This window comes from Nonomuraea thailandensis, from assembly GCF_024172165.1.
Taxonomy (GTDB): domain Bacteria; phylum Actinomycetota; class Actinomycetes; order Streptosporangiales; family Streptosporangiaceae; genus Nonomuraea; species Nonomuraea thailandensis.
This window is the reverse complement of sequence record NZ_JAMZEB010000002.1, coordinates 5629701-5649921: the sequence shown is the minus strand read 5'-3', so window position 1 is coordinate 5649921 and position 20221 is coordinate 5629701. Positions and strand designations below refer to the sequence as shown.

Sequence of the window (20221 nt, the reverse complement as noted above, 5' to 3'; positions counted from 1 at the left end):
CCGGGGTCAGGCCTGGACGCCGGACTCCTTGGCGGCGCGCTCGATGGTGGCCAGCTCGTCCTCGGTGAAGTCGAGCCGGTCCACGGCCGCCACGTTCGCCTCGAGCTGCTCGGGGCTGGAGGCGCCGACGAGCACCGAGGTGATCCGCGGGTCGCGCAGCGCCCACGCCAGCGCGAGCTGCGCCACCGTCTGCCCGCGCGAGCTCGCCAGCTCCGACAGCGCCCGCACGAACGCCAGCACCTCGGGCGTCACCCGGTCAGCCGTCAGGAACCGGCCCTCGGCCGCCCGCGAGTCGGCCGGGATGCCGTTCAGGTAGCGGTCGGTCAGCAGGCCCTGCGCCAGCGGGGAGTACACGACGCACCCGACGCCCTCCTCCTCCAGCACGCCCAGCAGCGAGTCCTCGATGTGCCGGTTCAGCAGCGAGTACGACGGCTGGTGCACCAGCAGCGGGGTGCCGAGCGAGCGCAGCAGGCGGGCGGCCTGGGCGGTGCGCTCGGGGGAGAAGTTGGAGACGCCGACGTAGAGGGCGCGGCCGGTGCGGACCATGTGGTCCAGCGTGGCCACCTGCTCCTCCAGCGGCGTCTCCTCGTCGTCGCGGTGCAGGTAGAAGATGTCCACGTAGTCGAGGCCGAGCCGCTGCAACGAGCGGTCGAGGGTGGCCAGCAGGTGCTTGCGCGAGCCGCCCACGCCGTACGGGCCGTCCCACATGGGGTTGTAGCCCTTGGTGGTGACCACCACCTCGTCACGCAGCGACCGGGGGAGCAGCCTGCCGAAGGCCGCCTCGGCGGCGCCGATCGGCGGGCCGTAGCGGTCGGCGAGGTCGAAGTGCGTGATGCCGAGGTCGAAGGCCTTGTGCAGGATGGCGCGCTGGCCGTCGAGCGGCTTGCCCTCGCCGAAGTTGTGCCACAGGCCGAGCGACACGGCGGGCAGGAGCAGCCCGCTGCGGCCGCACCTCCTGTACGGCTGGCGTTCGTAGTCCAAGGGTGACCTTCCGGAAAGATCGCGATGAATCGTTTTACGACCCCCAGTTAAGCACCTTCTCCACCTCGTCCGCCGCCGCCGGTGCGCCGCCGGCCTCGGCGATCTCCCCGCGCATCCAGTCCAGCCGTTCCCGTACGCGCGGATCGGCCGCCACCTCCTCGGCCGCGTCCCACACCTGCGAGCCGGTGAGCCCGCTGTCCGGCAACGCCCTGCCCAGGCCCAGCTCGGCGATGCGGTCGGCGTTGGCCCGCTGCTCGGCCATCTGCGGCACCGCCACCATCGGCACCCCGAAGTGCAGGCTCTCCATCGTGCTGCCCATGCCCGCGTGGGTGACGAACACCCGCGCCCGCCGCAGCACCGCGAGCTGCGGCACGTGTGCGTGCACCTCGACGTTCGGCGGGATCGGGCCGAGGGCCGCCGGGTCCACGCCGCCCACCGCCAGCACGACGTGCCACGGCAGGCCCGCCGCGCCGCCGATCACGGCGCGGTAGAAGCCGGGGCGGTTGTTGTAGCCGGTGCCGAGCGAGACCAGCGCCACGGGCGAGTCGCCGGGCGGCTGCCACCCGCCCTGGTAGGACCGCTCGGTCAGGCCGGGGCCGACGAACGCGTACCCCTCGCCGAACGTCTCGCCCGCGTACTGGAAGGCCCGGGGCAGCAGCACCAGCCGGACCGCGGCCCGGTCGCCGCGCATGAACCCCTGCACGTCCCCGATCCCCTCCTTGCGCAGGAGGGCGCCGAGCCGCAGGACCACGCGCAGGAACCCGAAGCTCAGCGGGTTGACCGTGGTGTATCGCCGCTGCATCGACCAGTGCTCGTTGCTGACCAGGTTCGGCCAGGTCTCGACCGAGGGCACCTGCCAGCGGTGCGCCAGGATGCGCCCCCACCAGCACAGCGGCCCGTCGTGCACCACCAGGTCGGGGCGCTCGCCCGCGCCGAGCTGGGCCAGCGCGGACCTCGTCTCGCCGAGCAGCAGCCCCATCGCCTTGACCAGGCCCTTGCCGTGCATCTGGGGCACGTCGTCCAGGCTCAGCGCGTCCCAGGCGGAGGTCCAGGGGACGATCTCGGCGCCGGTCTCGGCCACCCGCGCGGCGTTGGCCTCCGTGGTGGCGTACGTGACGCGGTGCCCGCGCCGGACGAGCTCGGCGGCCAGGCCGAGAGTCGGGTTGACGTGACCGGCGCCGATGGGGGCGAAGAACGCTACGGTTGCCATACCGCTGTATTATAATACAACGGTACGAAATAAGGGGATCGATGCCGAAGAAGGTGGACCACGAGGAGCGCCGCCGCCACGTCGCCGAGGCCGTGCTGCGCATCGCCGGGCGCGACGGGCTCGGGCAGGCCAAGCTGCGCGACGTCGCGGCCGAGGCAGGCATGTCGCTCGGCTCGGTGCAGCACTACTTCACCAGTAAGGACGAGATGCTCCGCTATGTCGTCAAATATCTGGGTGAAACGGTGACCGAGCGGATCGTGGCCGGGATGGGGGAGTCGTCCGGGCGTCCGGTGCGCGCGTTCCTGCTGTCGATGGCGGCCGAGATGTTGCCGCTCGACGAGCGCCGCCGCGCCGAGCGCCGGGCCGGTCAGGCGTTCACCGACCTGGCCGTCGGCGTGCCCGAGCTGATCGAGGACCTGCGGCAGGGTGACCGGTGGCTGCGCGAGCGCGTCGCCGAGCTCATCTGGCAGGGGCAGCGCGCCGGGGAGTTGCGGCCCGGCCTGGATCCGGAGCGCGAGGCCGTCGTGCTGCTCGCCGTGATCGACGGGCTCGCCGCCGGCCTGCTGCCGGACATCCGCGAGCCGCGGCAGGCCCTCGACGCCGTCCGCTACCACCTGGACCGGCTGGCCACCTGAGGTTCTTTACTGTGCTGTACAGAATCCGCTAGCGTGCCCTCCATGGGCAGGCCACGCGAGTTCAGCGACGAGGCGGCCGTCGAGGCGGCGATGAAGGTGTTCTGGGAGAAGGGCTACGAGGCCACCACCACCCAGGACCTGTGCGCCGCCACCGGCCTCGGCCGCGGCAGCCTCTACAACGCCTTCGGCAGCAAGCACCACCTGTACGAGCAGGCGCTGCGCCACTACGCCGCCACCAGGGCCGAGGCTCAGCTCCAGTCACTGGCCGAGCCCGGCTCCGTCAAGGACCGGCTGCGCGACCTGATGATCGGCGTCATCGACGCCGACATGGAGGACCCCGGCCGCCGCGGCTGCCTGGCCCTGAACGCGGCGGGCGAGGCGGGCGGGCGCACGGGTGCCGTCCCGGGGCTGGTGCGGCGGCAGTTCGACGACCTGGAGCAGGCGATCCACCGGCTCGTGCTGGTCGGGCAGGCCGCGGGCGAGCTGCCGGCCGGCCGGCCGGCGCTCCAGGTGGCGCGGGCCTTCCAGAGCGCCTACTACGGGCTGCGCGTGCTCGCCAAGGTCACCGACGACCGCGACGCGCTGCTCGACGTCGTCGAGGGAGCCGTCGCGCTCCTGTGAGTCTCGCCGTGTCCCGTTTCTGTACCCACCTATAAAGAAGGGAATTGAGTGATCTCCAAAGCCGCCGTGCCGGCGCTGATGTGGTGCGTGTTCGCCATCACGACCGGCGAGTTCGTCATCGCCGGCATCCTGCCGGACGTCGCCCGCGACCTGGCCGTCTCCGTCCCCGCCGCCGGGCTGCTGGTGACGGCGTACGCCATCGGCATGATCGCGGGCGGCCCCGTGCTGACCGCGCTGACCGCCCGCTACCCGCGCAAACCGCTCATCCTGGTCCTGCTCGGCATCGCCGCCGCGGGCAACCTCGCCTCCGCGCTCGCGCCCGCCTACCCCGTGCTCTTCGCGGCCCGCGTCGTCACCGCCCTGGTGACCTCCACGTTCTTCGCCAACGCCGTCGTCATCGCCGTCTCCGCCGCCGCGCCCGGCAGGCAGGCGTCCACGGTGTCCAGGCTCGTGCTCGGCATGAACCTGGCGATGATCCTCGGCGCGCCGATCGGCACGTTCCTGGGCGCCGGCCAGGGCTGGCGGGCCCCGTTCCTGGCCATCGCCGCGTGCTGCGCGATCGGCCTGCTGCTCGTCGGGCGGCTGGTGCCGGACGTGCGCGAGGCCACCCCCGCCACCTCCGCCGTGGCCGAGCTGCGCGTCTTCCGCCGCGGCGACGTGCTGCTCGCCATCGCCGTGACCGCCGTGGCCAACGCGGGGCTGCTCATGGTGTTCACCTTCTTCGCCCCGCTGGTCACCGAGGTGACCGGGTTCGCCGCCGGGGCGGTGGCCGTGCTGCTGCTGGTGTACGGCGTGGGCGCGGTGGCCGGCAACGTCGCGGGCGGCCGGCTGGCGGACCGGGCGCCCATGCGCTCCCAGCTCGGGCTGCTGGCCGCGCTCGCGGCGGCACTGCCGGCCACGTGGGCGCTCAGCGGCAGCCCGGCGGCCACGGCCGTGATGGTGTTCGTGCTCGGGGCGCTCGGCTTCTCGGTCATCCCCGGCATGCAGGCGCGCGTGCTGTCCAGCGCGGCGGCGGCGCCCACCCTGGCCATGGCCGTCAACGCCTCGGCCTACCAGCTCGCCGCCGCCTTCGCCGCCTGGCTGGGCGGGCGCGTCATCGACGGCGGGCTCGGGCTGCGCGCCCTCTACCTGGTGGCGGCGGCGGTCACGGTCGCGGGGATCGGCGTGAGCGCGTACGCCTGGACGCGCGACCGGGCCCGGACGACGGAGCCGGCCACCCCGTTACAAGAGGGATCCAAGTGACGTCCAAGGCCGGTTGAGGATCGTGGTCCCTTCGACAAGCGTAGAAAGGGACCCCCAGAGATGAGAAGGACAGCGTTGCTGCTGGGCGCCGCACTGCTCAGCGGTCTGCTGGCCGCCCCGCCACCCGCCGCGGCTTCCGCTCCCGGTCCGGCCGTCAAGGTGGCCCAGGTCAAGGCGAGCCCCGCCAAGCAGTCCGGCGGCTGCCCCACGACCGTCGGCTTCTCGGCCGTGATCGCCGCCGCCAAGGGCGCGGGCACCGTCCGCTACCGCTGGGTACGCGGCGACGGCAGCCGCAGCGCCGTCAAGAGCGCGCGCGTGAGCCGGACGCGCGCGGTGGTCGTGCGGGACCGCCAGACCTTCGACCGCACCACCTCAGGCTGGCAGGCGGTCGAGGTCCTGGGCAGGAAGGGCCTGTCGGCCAAGGCCAGGTTCAGTGTCACCTGCCGGGGGCCGGTCACGGTCTGGGACGACCGGCACCACCTGCCCGCCAGGCCCGGCAAACCGCTGGTCGCCGCCGCGTCCGTGACGGCCGACCCGCCCTCGTACGGCGGGACGTGCCCCGCGACCGTGCGCTTCACCGGCACGATCCAGGTGTCGCGCACCCCGGCCAAGGTGGACTACCAGTGGATCGACAGCGCCACCGGTGAGGGGCAGGCCCAGTCGTTGTCCTTCGCCTCGGGCGGGCCGCGCAGCCGCCAGGTCGTGCTGCCGATGGCGGTGGGCAGCTCCACCAGCGGGTGGAAGGCGATCCGGCTGATCACGGCAGGCCATGACTCGGGCCGGGCGGCGTACCAGGTGACCTGCAGGTCCGCCCCGCCGGCCTCGCCCCCGCCCACCACCCCGGCGCCGACCACCCCGGCGCCCACCACCCCGGCGCCGACCCCGCCCCCCACGCAGAAGCCGGTGCCGAGCATCACCGGCCTCACCCCGGGCGACTACGCGGGCGAATGCCTCGAACCGGTCGCCTACCAGGCCACCGGCCGCATCGCGCTGCCCGCCGGCCCCGCCGCGAAGGTCACGTACTGGTGGATCCTGGACGGCAACAAGTGGCAGCAGCAGGTGCTCGACTTCGCCGCCTCCGACCAGCCCCGCGCCCAGGACGTCACCGCCGCGTGGTCGCTGGAGCGCGCCGGTGCCGGCCGCCACACGCTCGGCCTGATGACCGAGGGCGGCCCGGCGGAGCCGGTGACGCGCGAGTTCGCCTTCTCCTGCACCGACCAGCCCGGCGACGCCAAGCTCACCTTCCACTACCTGCTGACGCCGGTCTTCCACGGCGTGTGCGACGGCTCGTACGGCCTGCGCGCCGACGGGCTGGTGACCACCGACCGCGAGGCCGAGGTCAAGTACCGCCTCGTCATCGACGGCAAGCCCGGCCCGACCAGGAGCGAGGTGCTCAGGCCCGGCGTCAAGAGCAAGATCGGCGACTTCTGGTACGGCTCCGCCCGCACCAGCGGCACCGGAACCGTCCGCCTGGAGGTGCTCAACCACGACAAGCCGTTCATGCAGGAGAGCTACACGTGGACGTGCAAGGAGCGCGAGCCCTCGCCCGGCGCCGTGGAGATCACCGAGCTGTGGCCGGTCGCCTACCACGGTGACTGCGCGGACGCCCCGTACGTGACCGCGCACGGCGCGTTCGCCGCGGCCCCCGGCACGGAGATCACCTACCGCTGGGTCACCGACGGCGACCCCACCGCGCCCGACACGCTCAAGGTCGGCCAGAGCGGCATCCTGGAGGTCCAGGCGGCCCACTGGGACCGTCCCGAGCGCAAGGACGGCACGGTCGTCCTGGAGGTGCTCAACCACAACAAGCCCGCCATGCGGGCCGCCTACCCGGTGACCTGCCGGTAGCGCGGAAGGGTGGCGCGGGAAGAGCGGCGGCGCGGGCCGCCGCTCTTCCCCCGGCGGCCTCGCGGGCACACAGTGGGAGGGACCGCGCGGCACCGGGAGTGTGGGATGAGCGATTCTTCGATGACCCGGTTCTACCGGGATCACGGTTATCTGCTGGTCAGAGGGCTGATCGGCAAGGAGGAGGCGCGCGCCTACCGCGCGGAGTGCCACGCGGTGCTGTCGCGGTTACGCCCGTACGACCCCACCTGGGGCAGCGCCAGGCGGCTGGCCGGGGTCGCCACCGAGCTGCGCCACTGCCACGACGCCCAGTTCCACTCGGCCGCGTTCGCCCGGCTCATGCTCGATCCGCGCTTCACCGACGTGGCGGCGGCCCTGATCGGGTCGGAGAACGTCCAGCTCCACCACACCAAGATTTTCGTCAAGCCCGCGCAGAAGGGTTCGCCGTTCCCGATGCACCAGGACGCCGCGCACTTCCCGCACACCCGCCACACGGTCGGCGCGGCCATCTTCCACTTCGACGACGCGCCCGAGGAGAAGGGCTGCGTGCGGGTCGTGCCGGGCAGCCACCGGGAGGGGCCGCTGCCGCACGTCGAGGAGGGCGGCTGGCACCTGCCGCCGGAGCGGTGGCCGCTGGAGGAGGCGGTGCCGGTCGAGGCGGAGGCGGGCGACGTGTTGTTCATCGGCTACCTGACCGTGCACGGGTCCGGGATCAACCGGTCGGGCGAGGCCCGTACGACGCTGCTCGTCCAGTACCGCGACCCCGAGGACCGGCCCGCCGGCGACGTGCACCGCTCGCGTGGCCAGGGCATGATGCTGCGCGGCTTCGACCCCCTGGCCGGGCGATGAGAGCCCGGGCCGCGCTCGTGGCGGCGCTCGCGGTCCTGGCACTCGGTTGCACGCCCGCTCCGGTGCCGCCCGCCCCCCAGGTGGACGGCGTGCGGATCGTCGAGCGGGAGCAGGCGGGCGAGCGCGGTCAGGCGCTGACCGTGGCCTCGCGCGCGCTCGGCCGCGAAACCCCGGTACGCGTGCTGCTCCCGCGCGGCTGGACCCGGGGCTCCGGCCCCTGGCCGGTGCTCTACCTGCTGCACGGCTGCTGCGGCGCCGGTCATCTCGGCTGGGTGGACGAGGGCGGCGCGGAGCGGCTGACCGCCGGGCTGCCCGCCATCGTGGTGGTGCCGGAGGGCGGCCGGGTCGGCTTCTACTCCGACTGGGTACGCGGCCCGAAGTGGGAGACCTTCCACATCGAGGAGCTGATCCCGCTGATCGAGGCCGAGTTCGGGGCCGGGCCGGACCGGGCGATCGCCGGACTGTCGATGGGCGGGCTGGGCGCCATGGTGTACGCCGCCCGCCATCCCGGCCTGTTCCGCGCGGCGGCGTCCTTCTCCGGCGTGCTCGACACCACCGGCGACCGCTCCGGCGTGCGGCGGCTGCTCCAGCAGAACGGCGAGGACGCCGCCGCCCTGTGGGGCGAACCTGACGGGCAGGCGTGGGACGAGCACAACCCCGCCCTCCTCGCGGGGAGGCTGGGCGGGGTGCCGCTCTACGTGTCCTGCGGCGACGGGCGACCGGGGCCGCTGGACCCGCCGGGCGCGACGGCCGACTTCGAGGCGGCGCTGCTGAGCCAGGCGACGGTGTTCGCCGAGCGGGCGCGGGCGGCCGGCGCGGAGATCACCACCGACTTCTACGGCGCGGGCACGCACACCTGGCCCTACTGGGAGCGGGCGCTGGAGCGGGCCCTGCCGATGTTGCGCGCCGCGATGGGCGCCTGATCACTTCCAGGTGGCGTCGATCGTCGCGGCCGAGGAGCCGGTCGTGTAGGCGCGGTTGGCGCCGCTCTCCCACGTGACGTTCCCCGAGCCGTCCTTCTTGATGAACTTGTACTCGAAGGACGTGTTCGCCGGCAGCGTCACGGTCGCGCGCCACACCGGGTAGGAGGCAGGGGAGAGCGGGACGGCCTCGGCCGGGTTCCAGTTCTTCAGCGCGCCGGTGGAGCCGACGAGGTGGACGTTCGTGCCCCAGGTGGTGGTGGCGTGGACGCCGAAGGTGACGGGGACCTGGGCGGGCGGGGTGGTCGTGCCGCCGGTGACGATCGCGACCGCGCCCCTGGCGGGCACGGTGACGGTGGCCTGGCCGCCGCCGTTCACGGTGACGGCGCCGGAGCCGGTCAGGTCGGCGTACGTGCCGGCGGGCAGCCCGGTCGGGAAGGTGCCCGTGTACGAGCCGGTGCCGTTGTTGATCGCGATCCAGCCGCCGGCGCCGCGGCTGAAGGCGATCACGTCGGAGTTCGGGGAGCTCCAGTTGGCGACCGGGGCGCCCCTGACCGCGTTGTGGAAGCGCACCATGCCGGTGATCGCCGGATCGCGGTGCAGGCACTCCCAGCCGGCGCCGCACACGGCGTCGCGGACGAACCCGTTCGTGTGCGGCGGGCCCGCCTCCCTGTCGCTCCAGGTGAAGCCGTCGTACACCTGGGGCGTGCCGTAGTTCCAGGCGAGCTGGAAGATGGTGGCCAGCCGGTACACCGGGCCGTCCTTGTAGCTGAGCGCGCCGCTGCCGCGCTCGGTGTCGTGGTTGGCGACGAACGTGACGGACCTGCCCGACGGCTGCATGCCGCTCCAGGTCTCGCCGAACGTGCGCAGGTCCGCGATGTTGCCGTGGAACTTCTCGCGCAGGTAGCGGCCGTACTGGAACTCCAGCACGTCGCCGATCCCGGTGTACTGGCCGGGCTGCACCGCCTCGCCGGGGCCGTAGATGACCTCCTGGTAGATGTACGGCGAGCCGTTCAGCCTGCCGTAGACGTCGCCCAGGTCGGCGGGGCTGGTGTGCTTGGCGGCGTCGACGCGGAAGCCGTCCACGCCCAGGGCGATGAGCCTGTTGAGGTAGCCGGCGATGGCGCCGCGGACGTACGGCTCCTCGGTCTCCAGGTCGGACAGGCCCACCAGCTCGCAGTTCTGCACGTTGCGCGCGCTGCCGGCGTAGTCGCCGCCGTGGATGAGGTTGTCGGAGTTGCCGCAGTCCTCGGCGTAGTAGTGGAAGTCGCCCGCCGAGTACAGGCCCGGGTAGGTGTACTTGGTGAAGCTCGCGCCGCCGTAGCTGGTGCTGCCCTGGCCGGTCATGTGGTTGACGACGGCGTCGGCGTAGACCTTGACGCCCGCGTCGTGGCAGGCGCGCACCATCGCCGCGAACTGGCTCTCGTTGCCGAACTTGCTGGTCAGGGTGTAGCCGGCGGGCTGGTAGACGTCCCACCAGACGGCGCCGCCCCTGGTGAGGGAGTCCTGGGGCGGGGAGACCTGGACGCCGCCGTAGCCGGCCGGGCCGAGGTGATCGGCGCACTCCCTGGCCACGGAGTTCCAGTTCCAGCTCCAGAGGTTGGCGATCACGTCCCTGTCGCCGGGAGGGGCGGCCTGTGCCGCGCCGGTGCTCACGAGCAGGGCCGCCATGGTGAACAGGGCGGCGATGCCTGCCTTCAGTCGCTTCATGGTGCGCTCTCTTGGAGTGTCGGGGGGATTGCCCGGAAGTTACCCAGCGGCGTCAGGCTTTGCAAGGACTTTGCGGAAACTTTCTGCAAGTATTCAGACGCTGTGGGATCGTGACCATTCCGTTATTAGCCGGCGCGTATCGCCGCACCTGATCCGCTCTCGTACGCCACAGAGGGAAGAACGGAGACGGCGCATGACCATCGACTACATCCCCGAGGCTCCCAAGGCCGGCCCCAGCGAGAAGTTCGGGCCGTCCTGGCAGGGCTTCACCCTTCCCCGGGAGATCCTGGACCGGCACGGAGCCAAGGTCCTCGATCCGTGGGCCGTCGGCCTGGACGACGGCGAGACCCGGCCCGACTCGACGGTCTACCGCGCGGACGTGCTCCTCGTCCCCGCGCACCTGCTCGCCAACCGGGACGACACGGACTGGATCAACTCGGCGCTGGGCACCGTCGGGCTCAAGCTGTCGGAGGAGAGCGTCGAGCGCGCCCGCGACAGGGAGCCCGCCCGCGAGATCGCCTGGCTGCCCGCGGTCCTGACGGTCGCCGAAGGCGCCGTCGACGTCAAGGCGGACGCGTGGCCCGCCCTGAGGGCCGTCCGCCGGGCCCTGCGCGAGGAGCCCGACATCCTGACCGACAGGGAGGGCCTGGAGAAGATCTCGCTGGACCACCTGTTCGTGGGCTCGGCCACCAGCGGCATCGGCTCGCTCGACCTCGGCGGCGAGCCCGCCACCAGCGGGCACGCCGTGACCGACGAGCCCGGCGGCACCAGCCGCCCCGGCTACGGCCGCACCCCCGTCACCGTGGTGGCCGGGCCGCCGCGCCGCCGCACGCCCGAGGAGCTCGGCGGGCCCAGGATCACCGTGGTCACCCTGGACACCGGCGTGGCCGCGCACCCCTGGTTCAGGCCCGTGACCGACCCCGACGCGTTCCTGACCGTCGACCCGGACGGGCAGCAGCTCATCGAGGACACCCACCCCGCCTACCAGGGCCGCGACATCGCCAGGCTCGTCGGGTACGAGGACCTCGGCCACCTGCCCAACCCGCTGGTCGGCACCCTCAACTCGCACACCGGTCACGGCCTCATGCTGGCCGGCCTCATCGCGCAGATCGCGCCCGACGCCCGCGTCCTGATGTACAAGGTCATGCACAGCGACGGCGTCGTCCCCGGCGAGGCCCTGCACGCGGCGCTCGACCGCCTGCTGGCGCTGCTGGACGACGGTCAGGCCGTGGACGTGCTGTGCTGCTCCTTCGGCGGCTTCGCCGAGACCGGTGACGCGGCCATGCAGGCGCTGTTCGACAAGGTCAACCAGCTCCGGGCGCGCGGCGTCGTCGTCGTCAACGCCGCCGGCAACTACGCCACCACCAGGCCGTTCTACCTCGCCGCCCTGTCGGACACGGCCGTCCCCGGGCCGCCGCTGGCGCCCATGCTCGGCGTCGCCGCCAAGAACCCCGACGGCACGATCGCCATCTTCAGCAACGAGCACCCCGCCGTACGGTGGCGGGCGCCCGGCGCCATGGTCGTCAGCACGTTCCCGCCGCAGTTCCGCGGCGCCCAGAACGCCACGCTCAGCACCGGCGAGCGCGCCTCGCTCGACTGCGACGCCATGGGGACGCACTGCGCCTGGAGCGGCACGTCCTTCGCCGCGCCGATCGTCGCGGCCGCCATCGCCGCCGAGCTGACCAAGACGGTGCGGCAGGTGGGCGTGGACCGGGTCGAACGGGCCAGGACGGTCGTCGAGACGATGATCAACGACAAGGTCTCGCGGCCGGAAGTCGTACCGATCTGATGACCGGCGACCCCGCGCTCGAACGTGCGCCCACCACCCAGAGCCCTGTCCAGGGTGCCGCCCAGAGCGTCACTCAGAACACCGCCCGGAACACCGCCCGGAACACCGCTCGCGCCCAGCGCCGTGACCGGCTCGCCGCGCTGCTCGTAGAGGCGCGGCAGGGCGACAGCGACGCGCTCGACGCCATCGTCGCCGAGCTCACCCCCGTGCTCTGGCACACCGCGCGCAGCCAGGGCCTGACCCAGCAGGCCGCCGAGGACGTCATCCAGACCACCTGGCTCACCCTGCTGCGGCACCTGAACGCCATCTCCGTTCCCGGCGCGCTGATCGAATGGCTCGTCACCACCACCCGCCGCGAGGCGTGGCGCGTCAGCCGCGCCTCCCGCAAGGACGACCTCCCCGGGGACGACACCTTCGACGAACTGCCCGACAGCGTGCTCACCCCCGACGAGCTGCTCGTGGACGACGAGCGGCGCCGCGCGCTCTGGCACGCGGTCGAGAGCCTGCCCAAGCGGTGCGCCGAACTGCTCAGGATCATCGCCTTCGTGCCGCGGCCCCACTACGACGCGGTGGCCGCCGCGCTCGGCATGCCGATGGGCAGCATCGGGCCCACGCGCGGCCGGTGCTTCGCGAAGCTGCGCCTCCTGCTCGCGAAGGACCCGGATTGGAGTTCCTGATGAACACGGCCCAGGGGGACCACCCCCGCTTCACCCCCGAGGACCAGCACCTCGTCGAGGAGATCGCGAGCCTCTACCGCGTCGTCGATCCCGTGCCCGCGACGCTCGTCGAACGCCTGCAGTTCGCCCTGGCCCTGGAATCGCCCGAGTTCGAGGTCCTGCGGCCGCAGGAGGAGGACGTGCTGCCCGCGGGCGTGCGCGGCGGCGAGGACAGCCGGACGATCACGTTCGACAGCGAGATCCTCACCATCATGATCAGCGTCAGCGCGCGTGACGAGCACGCCGTCCGCGTGGACGGCTGGCTCGCGCCGCCCGGCGACCACCTGGTGGAGCTGCGCTGCGGCGAGGGCGCCCATGTCGTCAGGGCCGACGATCAGGGGCGGTTCGTGCTGGACGTGGTGCCCAGGGGGCTGTCGCAACTCGTGGTGCGCCAGGGACTTGATGATCCGGCGCAGGCGACGATACTGGCGGTGACGCCCTCACTCATCCTCTGACCACCGCGAGGCCGGATGCGCGACAGCGGGGGTGCGGGCACTCTCCGGGAGCAGGCGGAGCGCCTGCACCGGCTCAGTGTCGAGGCGACCGACAACGGCCGCCCGGCCCTTGCCGCCCGCAGGCTCCGCCAGGCCCTCGCCCTGCTCGGCCGGGCCACCCCTGCGAGCGGCACTCCCAGTGGCGCATCCGGCGACGACGACCTGCTCGCCCGCCTGCTGACCAGCCTCGCGCACGCCGAGGCCGAGCAGGGCCGCAGCGAGCTCGGGATGGAGCTGCTCGACGAGGCCCAGCGCCTGGCCCCGACCGGGGCGGTGGCCATCGTGCACGCCCAGCGCGGCCTGATGCACCTGCGCCTGGGCTCCAGCGCCCAGGCGCTGCGCGAGCTGGACATCGCCGCCCCCATGCTGCTGCTGGACGGCGACCGCGTCGAGCTGGCCAGGGTGCTGCTCAACCGGTCGGTCATCCACATCAACACCGGGCGCATCCGCCAGGCCAGGGACGACGCCCGCAGGAGCGCTCAGCTCGCGCACACCCACGACCATCCCGTGATCGCCGCCAAGGCCCTGCACAACGACGGCTACTGCGACCTGCTGCTCGGCGACGTGCCGGCCGCGCTGAGCGTGTTCGCCCGGGTGGAGCGGCTCTACCAGGACGTCAACCCGGGCTTCCTGCCCGTGCTCGCGCTGGACCGGGCCCGCGCGCTGCTCGCCGTGGGCCTGACCGACGAGGCCGGGCACACGCTCGACCGGGCCATCGACGGCTTCCGCAGGCAACGCCTGATGCAGGACTACGCCGAGGCCGAGCTCGCCCGCGCCCAGTGCGCGCTCGACGCCGGCCGCCATGCCGAGGCGCGCGACTGGGCCAGGCGGGCGGAGACCCACTTCCGCCGCCGGGGGAGCGAGGCCTGGGCCCGGCGGGCCGAGCTCATGCGGCTGCGCTCGGACCTGGCCCGGGGCGCCGCGCCCCGGTCGGTGGCCAGGCGGGCCGCGGACCTGGCGGCCCGCTTCGCCGAGCTCGACATGCCGGACGACGGCGAGATTGCACGCCTGGTCTCGGTACGCGCCCACATCGCCGCCGGCCACCTCACAGCCGCCGGAACCACCACCGCCGCGCCCCAGGGCGCGACCTTCGCCACCGGGTCGCCGTCCGGGGTCCCCCGGCCCCGGGGCGGCGGGCGGGGCGGGGGTGAGCCGCTCGACGTGCGCCTGATGCGGCACCTGGCGGAGGCCGAGCTGGCCGGCGCGCAGGGCCACCGCGGTCAGGCGCTGCGCAAGGTCCGGTCCGGCCTGGCCCTCATCGACTCCCACCGCGGCACCCTGGGCAGCCTCGACCTGCTCACCGGCGTGGCCGCCCTGGGCGCCGACCTGGCGGCCCACGGGCTGCGGGCGGCCCTGGCGGGCAGCTCGCCGCGGCAGGTGTTCGCCTGGTCCGAGCGGTGCAGGGCGCAGGCGTTCAGGTTCCGCCCGACACGCGCGCCCGAGGACGAACAGACCGCCGAGGCGCTGGCCGAGCTGCGCCAGCTCGCCCAGCAGATGCACGCCGACGAGGCCGCGGGCCACCGCCGCCCCGCCCTGCGCAGGCGCTGCCTGGAGCTGGAGCAGGTGATCAGGGAGCGTGGCTGGCAGCTTCCCGGCGTCGGCGAGCGGCTGGCCCCCGCCCCGGTCGCGGCGGTGCACGAGGCGCTGGCCGAGGACGGGCTCGCCCTGGTCAGCCTGCTCAACGTGGGCGGCGGGCTGCTCGCCCTGGTGCTCGTGGACGGCCGCTGCCACCTGCACAGGCTCAGCGCGTACGAGCCGGTGGCGGAGGCGGCGCGGCGACTGGCGGGCGACCTCAACGCCCAGGCGGGGCGCAACCTGCGGCCCGCGCTGAGAGCGGTGATCGAGGCCTCCGTCCAGCGCCAGCTCGGCGTGCTCGCCGGCGCGCTCGCGGCGCCGCTGCGGCAGGCGCTGTCCGCCGCCAGGGGGATCGTGCTGATCCCGACCATGGGCCTGTCCGCCGTGCCCTGGGGTCTGCTGCCCGGACTGCGTGGCAGGCCGCTGACGGTGGCGCCGTCCGCCCTGGTCTGGCTGGCCGCCCGGCGCGCCACGGAGCCGTTCGTCCGGGACGGCAGCTCCTCCGTCCTGGTCGCCGGGCCCGACCTGGAGCACGCCGAGCGGGAGATCGAGCGGCTGGGCGCGGTGCATCCGAAGGCGCGCACGCTGCGAGGGGAGCGGGCCACCGTGTCGGCCACCCTGTCCGCGCTCGACGGCGCCTCCTTCGCCCACTTCGCCGCCCACGGGCACCACGAGCGCGAGAACGTGCTCTTCTCCCGCCTCGACCTGGCCGACGGCCCCCTGATGGCCCACGACCTGCAGCGCCTGGACAGGACGCCGGGGCACGTGGTGCTGTCGGCGTGCGACGTGGGGCAGGCGGTGGTCAGGGCGGGCGACGAGCTGCTGGGCTTCACCGCGGCCCTGCTCCACCTCGGCACGTCCACCGTGATCTCCAGCCTCACCCGCGTGCCCGACGCCGTGGCCGAGCGGGTCATGACGGCCTACCACCGGGGCGTGGCGCTCGGCGCTTCCCCCGCCGACGCGCTCGCGGCGGCCGCGGAGGGGGAGCCCGCGTGCACGTTCGTCTGCTTCGGCGCGGGCTGACCAGCCGGTCGAGCTCGGCCGGGCAGCCGACGGCGCCGCTGCGCGGGCCGGTCACGGTCCGGGTCAGCCGGGCAGCAGGCGGCGCTGCTCCTCCTCGACCACCTGCCTGGCCAGCGACTGCTCCGATACGTCCACGGCGTCGGCGGTGGACTCGGCCAGGTCGCTGCGCCTGGCGTAGGCGTCGAACAGCGCCGACTTGCGGCGCAGGATGTCCAGCATGCGCTGGTCCACCGAGTCCACGGTGAGCAGCCGGTGCACCTGCACCCGGCGCACCTGCCCCATCCGGTGCGCGCGCCCCGCCGCCTGCGCCTCCATGCTCGGCTTGACCTGCGGCTCGCACAGGATGACCACCGACGCGGCCTGGAGGTTCAGCCCCACCCCGCCCGCCTGCACCTGGCTGAGCAGCACCGCGTGCCCGGCGGCGGCCGAGAACTCGTCCACCATCCGCTGCCGCCGCTCGGCCGTCACGTCGCCGGACAGCGGGCCGTGCGCCCGGCCGTCCAGCGCCGCCTCCACGGTGGCGAGCACCGAGCGGAAGTACGAGAACACCACCACCTTCAGCCCGTTGGCCTCGGCGTCCCCGACCAGCTCCAGCAGCCGCTTGAGCTTGGCCGAGGTGGCCGGTTCGGCGTAGGCGGCGCGGCGCATGGCCATGAAGTTGCCCGCGGCCACCGCCTCCCGGTACGCCTCGAAGTCGGCCCCGCTGAACTCCACCCACTCGTCGGCCTCCACCCGCTCCGGCAGCTCGGCCAGCACGTCCTGCTGGTTGCGCCGCAGGTAGACGGGCGCGACCGCCTTGCGGAAGGCCTGCGCCCCCGCCACGACGTCGCTGCTGCGCAGCCCGGCGGCCAGGTCGGGCCGCAGGTACGAGATCAGCGTCCGGAACTCCTCCACCCGGTTCTCCATCGGCGTCCCGGTCAGGAACAGCACCCGCCGCGCCCGCCCGCACCACGCGGCGACCGCCCGCGACCGCTTGGTCTCCGGGTTCTTCACGTAGTGGGCCTCGTCCACCACCAGCATGCCGAGCGGCGCCTCCGTGCCTTCGAGCCGGTGCAGCCCGTCCAGGGTGGCCACCGCGACGCCGCCCTGCCGCAGCCACTCCCGCTGGGCCGCGAGCCGGTCGGGGCCGTGCAGCGGGTAGGCGCGCAGCGTGCTGCGCGAGCCGATCTCCCGCACCCAGTTGATCAGCACGCTGGCCGGGCAGACCACCAGGAAGTGCGTGTCGCCGGCCGCCCGCAGGTGCGCCAGCGCCGCGACGGCCTCGATCGACTTGCCCAGCCCCATCTCGTCACCAATGATCACGCGCTCCTGGACGAGCGCGAAGCGGGCCCCGAACGCCTGGTAGCCGCGCAGGGACACCCGCCGGTGGCTGTCGTCCAGCGGCTGCGCGGCGACCTTGGCCGCCAGGTCGTCCGGCAGCATCCCCTGCCCGGTGCCGAGCGGCTCCCCGGCCAGCTCCGCCAGCAGGGCGAAGTACTCCGGCGAGCGCGACTCGAAGTCCGCCCACGCCTCGAAGTCGCGGGCCGGCGGGCGCAGCAGGTCCGTCGTGACCTGGGCCAGCAGCAGCCGCGTCGCGGCGGCGCCGGCCAGCAGGCCCTCGACGGCCTCGACCGCCTCCCGCGCCCGCCGGCGCCGCGCCGGCAGCGTGAACATCATCCGCAGCCTGCTGCGCGCGGGCCGCGCCTGCGCCAGCAGCGGCGCCAGCCGTCCCGCCAGGTCGCCGGCGGCGTCGAGCGCCCTGGGCAGGTCCGGGCCCGCGCCCACCAGGCGGTGCAGCGCGACCACCAGCTCCGTGGTGTGGTGGTCGGGACGGTCCACGTCCAGGCGCAGGCTCGCGGCCTCGGCGGCGGCCTGCTCGATCTGCCGGGCGGCCGCGTGGATCTGCCCGGCCGTCCGCGCGCCGATCCCCGGCAGGAGCTGCAGCTCGTACGGCGTGGCCTCCAGCACCTGCCGCACCGTGGCGAAGCCGGCCTTCTCCAGCGTGCCGACGCGCAGCCGCCCGTCGGTCACGTCCTTCAGCCGCGAGACCGGCACCGCCTCCAGCCCGGCCCTGGCCACGTCGCGGCGCAGCGCGTCGAGGGCGTGCTGCGCCTGCGCGCGGACGGAGGCGTGCTCGCTCAGCAGGGCCCGCGCGTCGGCCAGGAGCAGGTCGGCGTTCCTGAAGTCCACCGGACCAAGGATGCCCACTGAGCCGCCCGGCGGACAACGGGGCAGGGCGTCGGGAGCGGGTCAGCTCAGGTGCACGCCGATGAGGCAGGTGTCGTCGTCGGTGTCGGAGTTGCAGTGGATGAGCAGGTCGTCGAGGCGGTGGTCGAGCGTGGTGGCGGAGCGCCTGGCGATGGTCAGGAGCTGGTCCTGGGCGTGGCGCAGGTTGTGGTCACGCCGCTCGATCAGCCCGTCGGTGTACATCAGCAGCGTGTCCTCGGCCCGCAACTGGAGCCGGCCCTCCTCGTACCGGGCGTCGGTGAACGCGCCCAGCAGCGGCCCCTTGACCATGGGCAGCTCCGAGCCGCTCCCGTCACGCAGCAGGATGGGCGGCAGGTGACCGGCCCTGGCCCAGCGCAGGACACGGCTGGGCGGGTCGTACAGGGCGCACACGGCGGTCGCGGTCATCCGGTCGGCGAGGTGGTGGGCGACCTGGTTCAGCCAGTCCATGATCTGCGCGGGGCCCGCGCCGGTCGTGGCCAGGCCGCGCAGCGCGTTGCGCAGGATCACCATGCCCGTGGCCGCCTCGACGCCGTGCCCGGCCACGTCGCCCACCGACAGCAGCACCCGCCGGGACGGCAGCGCGACCGCGTCGTACCAGTCGCCGCCGACCAGGTCCTCCTTCTGCGCCGGCCGGTAGCGCACGGCGATGTGCAGGCCGAGGGATTCCATCGTGCCGTGCGACGGCGGCATGATCGCCTGCTGGAGCTGCAGGGCCAGGCGGTTGCTCGCGGCGGAGCGCTCCTCGGTGTCGGCGAGCTGGTCGCGGGTGACGGCCAGCGCGACCTCCGTCCAGTGTTGCGAGGAGATGTCCTGGTACGCGCCCCGCACCGCCATGAGCCGTCCCTCCGGCCCGAAGGCGGGCTCGGCCACCACCCGCATGTGGCGGGTGACCCCGTCGTGGCGCACCAGCCGGAACGCCACCGCCGCGAACCGCCGGTGGTGCAGCACCGTGCGCAGGAAGCGGCCGATGGCGATCTCGTCGTCGGGATGGGCGTGGTCGCGCAGCCGCTCCAGCGGGATCGGCCGGTCGCCGGGGGTCATGCCGTACAGGGAGTAGAGCTGGGCGTTCCAGGTGATCTGGCCGGTCACGGCGCTCTCCTCGAAGCCGCCGATGCGGCCCAGCCGCTGGGCGTCCGCCAGCAGCCCGGCCAGCCGCGCGTCCTCGTCGTGGTCGCGCCACACCATCAGCACGCTGTCGCCGTGCCGGGTGAGGCTGACGTCGGCCACCCCGGTCGGGCTCATGCCGAGCGTCATCCGCTCGGCGCGGAACGGCCGGCCCGTGGCGTGCACCTGCAGCAGCCGGGTGAACAGCCCGCCCGCCGCCCGCGGGTAGGCCTCCAGCAGCAGCCCGCCCGGCACCAGCGGGTACGCCTCCAGCAGCAGCCCGTCGCCGCCCGCGATGCGCTCGTTGACGTGCCGGATCCGGAAGTCGGCCGGCTCGCCTCTGGCGTCCAGGTGCGCCTGCAGCACCAGGGCGGGGTCGGGCAGCGTGTCGGCCAGGTCCACGACCTCCGACAGCGCGGGAGCGGAGGGTGTCAGCGGCGCGAACGGCGCGTCCAGCGTGTGCGCGCACAGCTCGGCCATGGCCTCGATCTGCCGTTCGAGCCTGGGCGGGTGCGGGGGCAGCGCGTGCGGCCAGCAGATCTCCAGCACGCCGAGCATCCGGCCGGCCATCGTCATCGGCACCGTGACCCTGCCGCCGCCGGCGACGAGCCGGCCGATGGCGGGCAGGCCCGCGTCGGCGTGCCAGATCATCCGCCGCTCCGTCAGCGACCGCCCGGCTGGGGTGATCACGCCCGGCGGGACGTGCCGCCATCGCCTGGCCTCCTCCGGGCCGAAGCCGGCGTACCCGGCCAGGCTGAGCGCGGCGCCCGGCTCGGCCGCCCACACCGCCACCGCCGTGGCGCCCAGCGGGGTCAGCGCGTGCTCCAGCAGCGCGACGGCCACCACCTGGGTGTCGCGGGCCCCGAGCGCGGCGCTCTCGGCGGCGCGCAGCCGTACCGAGACCTCCGGGTCGGACTCGCCCGCCGCGCCGATGCGGTCCCTGGCGACCTCGTTGACGATGTCGGCGGCCACCTCCAGCCGCGACACGCCCGCCTTGCCGGCCAGCGTGGCGAGCTGCTCGGCCGCCTGCGCGGGGCCGCACTGCAGGCGTTCCAGCAGCACGCCCTTGGCCAGCTCGATCAGGGCGTGGCCGGCGGCCTCCCGCCGCGCCCGATCGGCCTGCCGCCGAAGCCGTTCGACGGTCGCCGCCAGCCTGGCGAGATCATCCTCCTGCGCGGCCTCCTCACCGCTGTCGCGCTGCCCGGCGGCGCCGCCGGGCCACCCGTCCGCGTCCGGGGCAGGGGTCGTGGGGGCGTGGGGAGGAGTCGCCTGGTCGTCTGCGTGCACGTCGCCGCTCCT

Annotated in this window: 15 protein-coding genes; 10 read left to right on the top strand and 5 right to left on the bottom strand. The window is 74.0% G+C overall.

Annotation, left to right across the window (positions count from 1 at the left end):
- Nucleotides 1-6: 6 nt before the first annotated feature.
- Together HD597_RS29480 and HD597_RS29475 are read right to left on the bottom strand one after the other, a co-directional pair.
- Nucleotides 7-981 carry an aldo/keto reductase gene (locus tag HD597_RS29480; RefSeq protein WP_253746172.1) on the bottom strand — a complete coding sequence of 325 codons (975 nt, stop codon included), beginning with the start codon at nt 979-981 and terminating at the stop codon, nt 7-9.
- Nucleotides 982-1015: 34 nt separating this feature from the next.
- Nucleotides 1016-2191 carry a macrolide family glycosyltransferase gene (locus tag HD597_RS29475; protein ID WP_253746171.1) on the bottom strand — a complete coding sequence of 392 codons (1176 nt, stop codon included), beginning with the start codon at nt 2189-2191 and terminating at the stop codon, nt 1016-1018.
- Between the two features lie 41 nt (nt 2192-2232).
- Between HD597_RS29475 and HD597_RS29470 the strand changes: the two genes are divergently transcribed.
- From HD597_RS29470 to HD597_RS29445, 6 genes are all read left to right on the top strand, one after another.
- Nucleotides 2233-2826 carry a TetR/AcrR family transcriptional regulator gene (locus tag HD597_RS29470; protein WP_253746170.1) on the top strand — a complete coding sequence of 198 codons (594 nt, stop codon included), beginning with the start codon at nt 2233-2235 and terminating at the stop codon, nt 2824-2826.
- A gap of 42 nt (nt 2827-2868) precedes the next feature.
- Nucleotides 2869-3447 (top strand): TetR/AcrR family transcriptional regulator, encoded by a 579-nt coding sequence (locus HD597_RS29465; protein ID WP_253746169.1) that lies wholly within the window; start codon nt 2869-2871, stop codon nt 3445-3447.
- A 48-nt stretch (nt 3448-3495) separates the two neighbouring features.
- On the top strand, nt 3496-4689 hold the full coding sequence (locus tag HD597_RS29460; RefSeq protein WP_253746168.1) for an MFS transporter: 1194 nt from the start codon (nt 3496-3498) through the stop codon (nt 4687-4689).
- A 60-nt stretch (nt 4690-4749) separates the two neighbouring features.
- On the top strand, nt 4750-6537 hold the full coding sequence (locus HD597_RS29455) for a hypothetical protein (RefSeq protein WP_253746167.1): 1788 nt from the start codon (nt 4750-4752) through the stop codon (nt 6535-6537).
- A 105-nt stretch (nt 6538-6642) separates the two neighbouring features.
- On the top strand, nt 6643-7383 hold the full coding sequence (locus HD597_RS29450; protein ID WP_253746166.1) for a phytanoyl-CoA dioxygenase family protein: 741 nt from the start codon (nt 6643-6645) through the stop codon (nt 7381-7383).
- Nucleotides 7380-8306: an alpha/beta hydrolase gene (locus HD597_RS29445; protein WP_253746165.1), complete on the top strand. Its 927-nt coding sequence runs from the start codon at nt 7380-7382 to the stop codon at nt 8304-8306. The genes HD597_RS29450 and HD597_RS29445 overlap by 4 nt, the downstream gene beginning before the upstream one ends.
- Here the strand turns inward: HD597_RS29445 and HD597_RS29440 are convergent, their stop codons facing one another.
- Nucleotides 8307-10013 (bottom strand): carbohydrate-binding module family 20 domain-containing protein, encoded by a 1707-nt coding sequence (locus HD597_RS29440; RefSeq protein WP_253746164.1) that lies wholly within the window; start codon nt 10011-10013, stop codon nt 8307-8309.
- Nucleotides 10014-10206: 193 nt separating this feature from the next.
- Between HD597_RS29440 and HD597_RS29435 the strand changes: the two genes are divergently transcribed.
- The 4 genes from HD597_RS29435 to HD597_RS29420 are packed head-to-tail and all read left to right on the top strand — an operon-like array spanning nt 10207 to nt 15610.
- On the top strand, nt 10207-11802 hold the full coding sequence (locus tag HD597_RS29435; RefSeq protein ID WP_253746163.1) for a S8/S53 family peptidase: 1596 nt from the start codon (nt 10207-10209) through the stop codon (nt 11800-11802).
- Complete coding sequence (locus HD597_RS29430; RefSeq protein WP_253746162.1) at nt 11802-12479, top strand: RNA polymerase sigma factor; 678 nt, start codon at nt 11802-11804, stop codon at nt 12477-12479. The genes HD597_RS29435 and HD597_RS29430 overlap by 1 nt, the downstream gene beginning before the upstream one ends.
- Complete coding sequence (locus HD597_RS29425; protein WP_253746161.1) at nt 12479-12973, top strand: hypothetical protein; 495 nt, start codon at nt 12479-12481, stop codon at nt 12971-12973. The genes HD597_RS29430 and HD597_RS29425 overlap by 1 nt, the downstream gene beginning before the upstream one ends.
- Before the next feature lie 15 nt (nt 12974-12988).
- Nucleotides 12989-15610, top strand: a complete 2622-nt coding sequence (locus tag HD597_RS29420; protein WP_253746160.1) for a CHAT domain-containing protein — start codon at nt 12989-12991, stop codon at nt 15608-15610.
- A gap of 63 nt (nt 15611-15673) precedes the next feature.
- Here HD597_RS29420 and HD597_RS29415 read toward each other — a convergent pair whose 3' ends face one another.
- Together HD597_RS29415 and HD597_RS29410 are read right to left on the bottom strand one after the other, a co-directional pair.
- Entirely contained in the window at nt 15674-17779 is a 2106-nt protein-coding gene (locus HD597_RS29415; protein WP_253746159.1) for a DEAD/DEAH box helicase, read from the bottom strand.
- Between the two features lie 60 nt (nt 17780-17839).
- Complete coding sequence (locus tag HD597_RS29410) at nt 17840-20209, bottom strand: SpoIIE family protein phosphatase (RefSeq protein WP_253746158.1); 2370 nt, start codon at nt 20207-20209, stop codon at nt 17840-17842.
- Nucleotides 20210-20221: the final 12 nt, after the last annotated feature.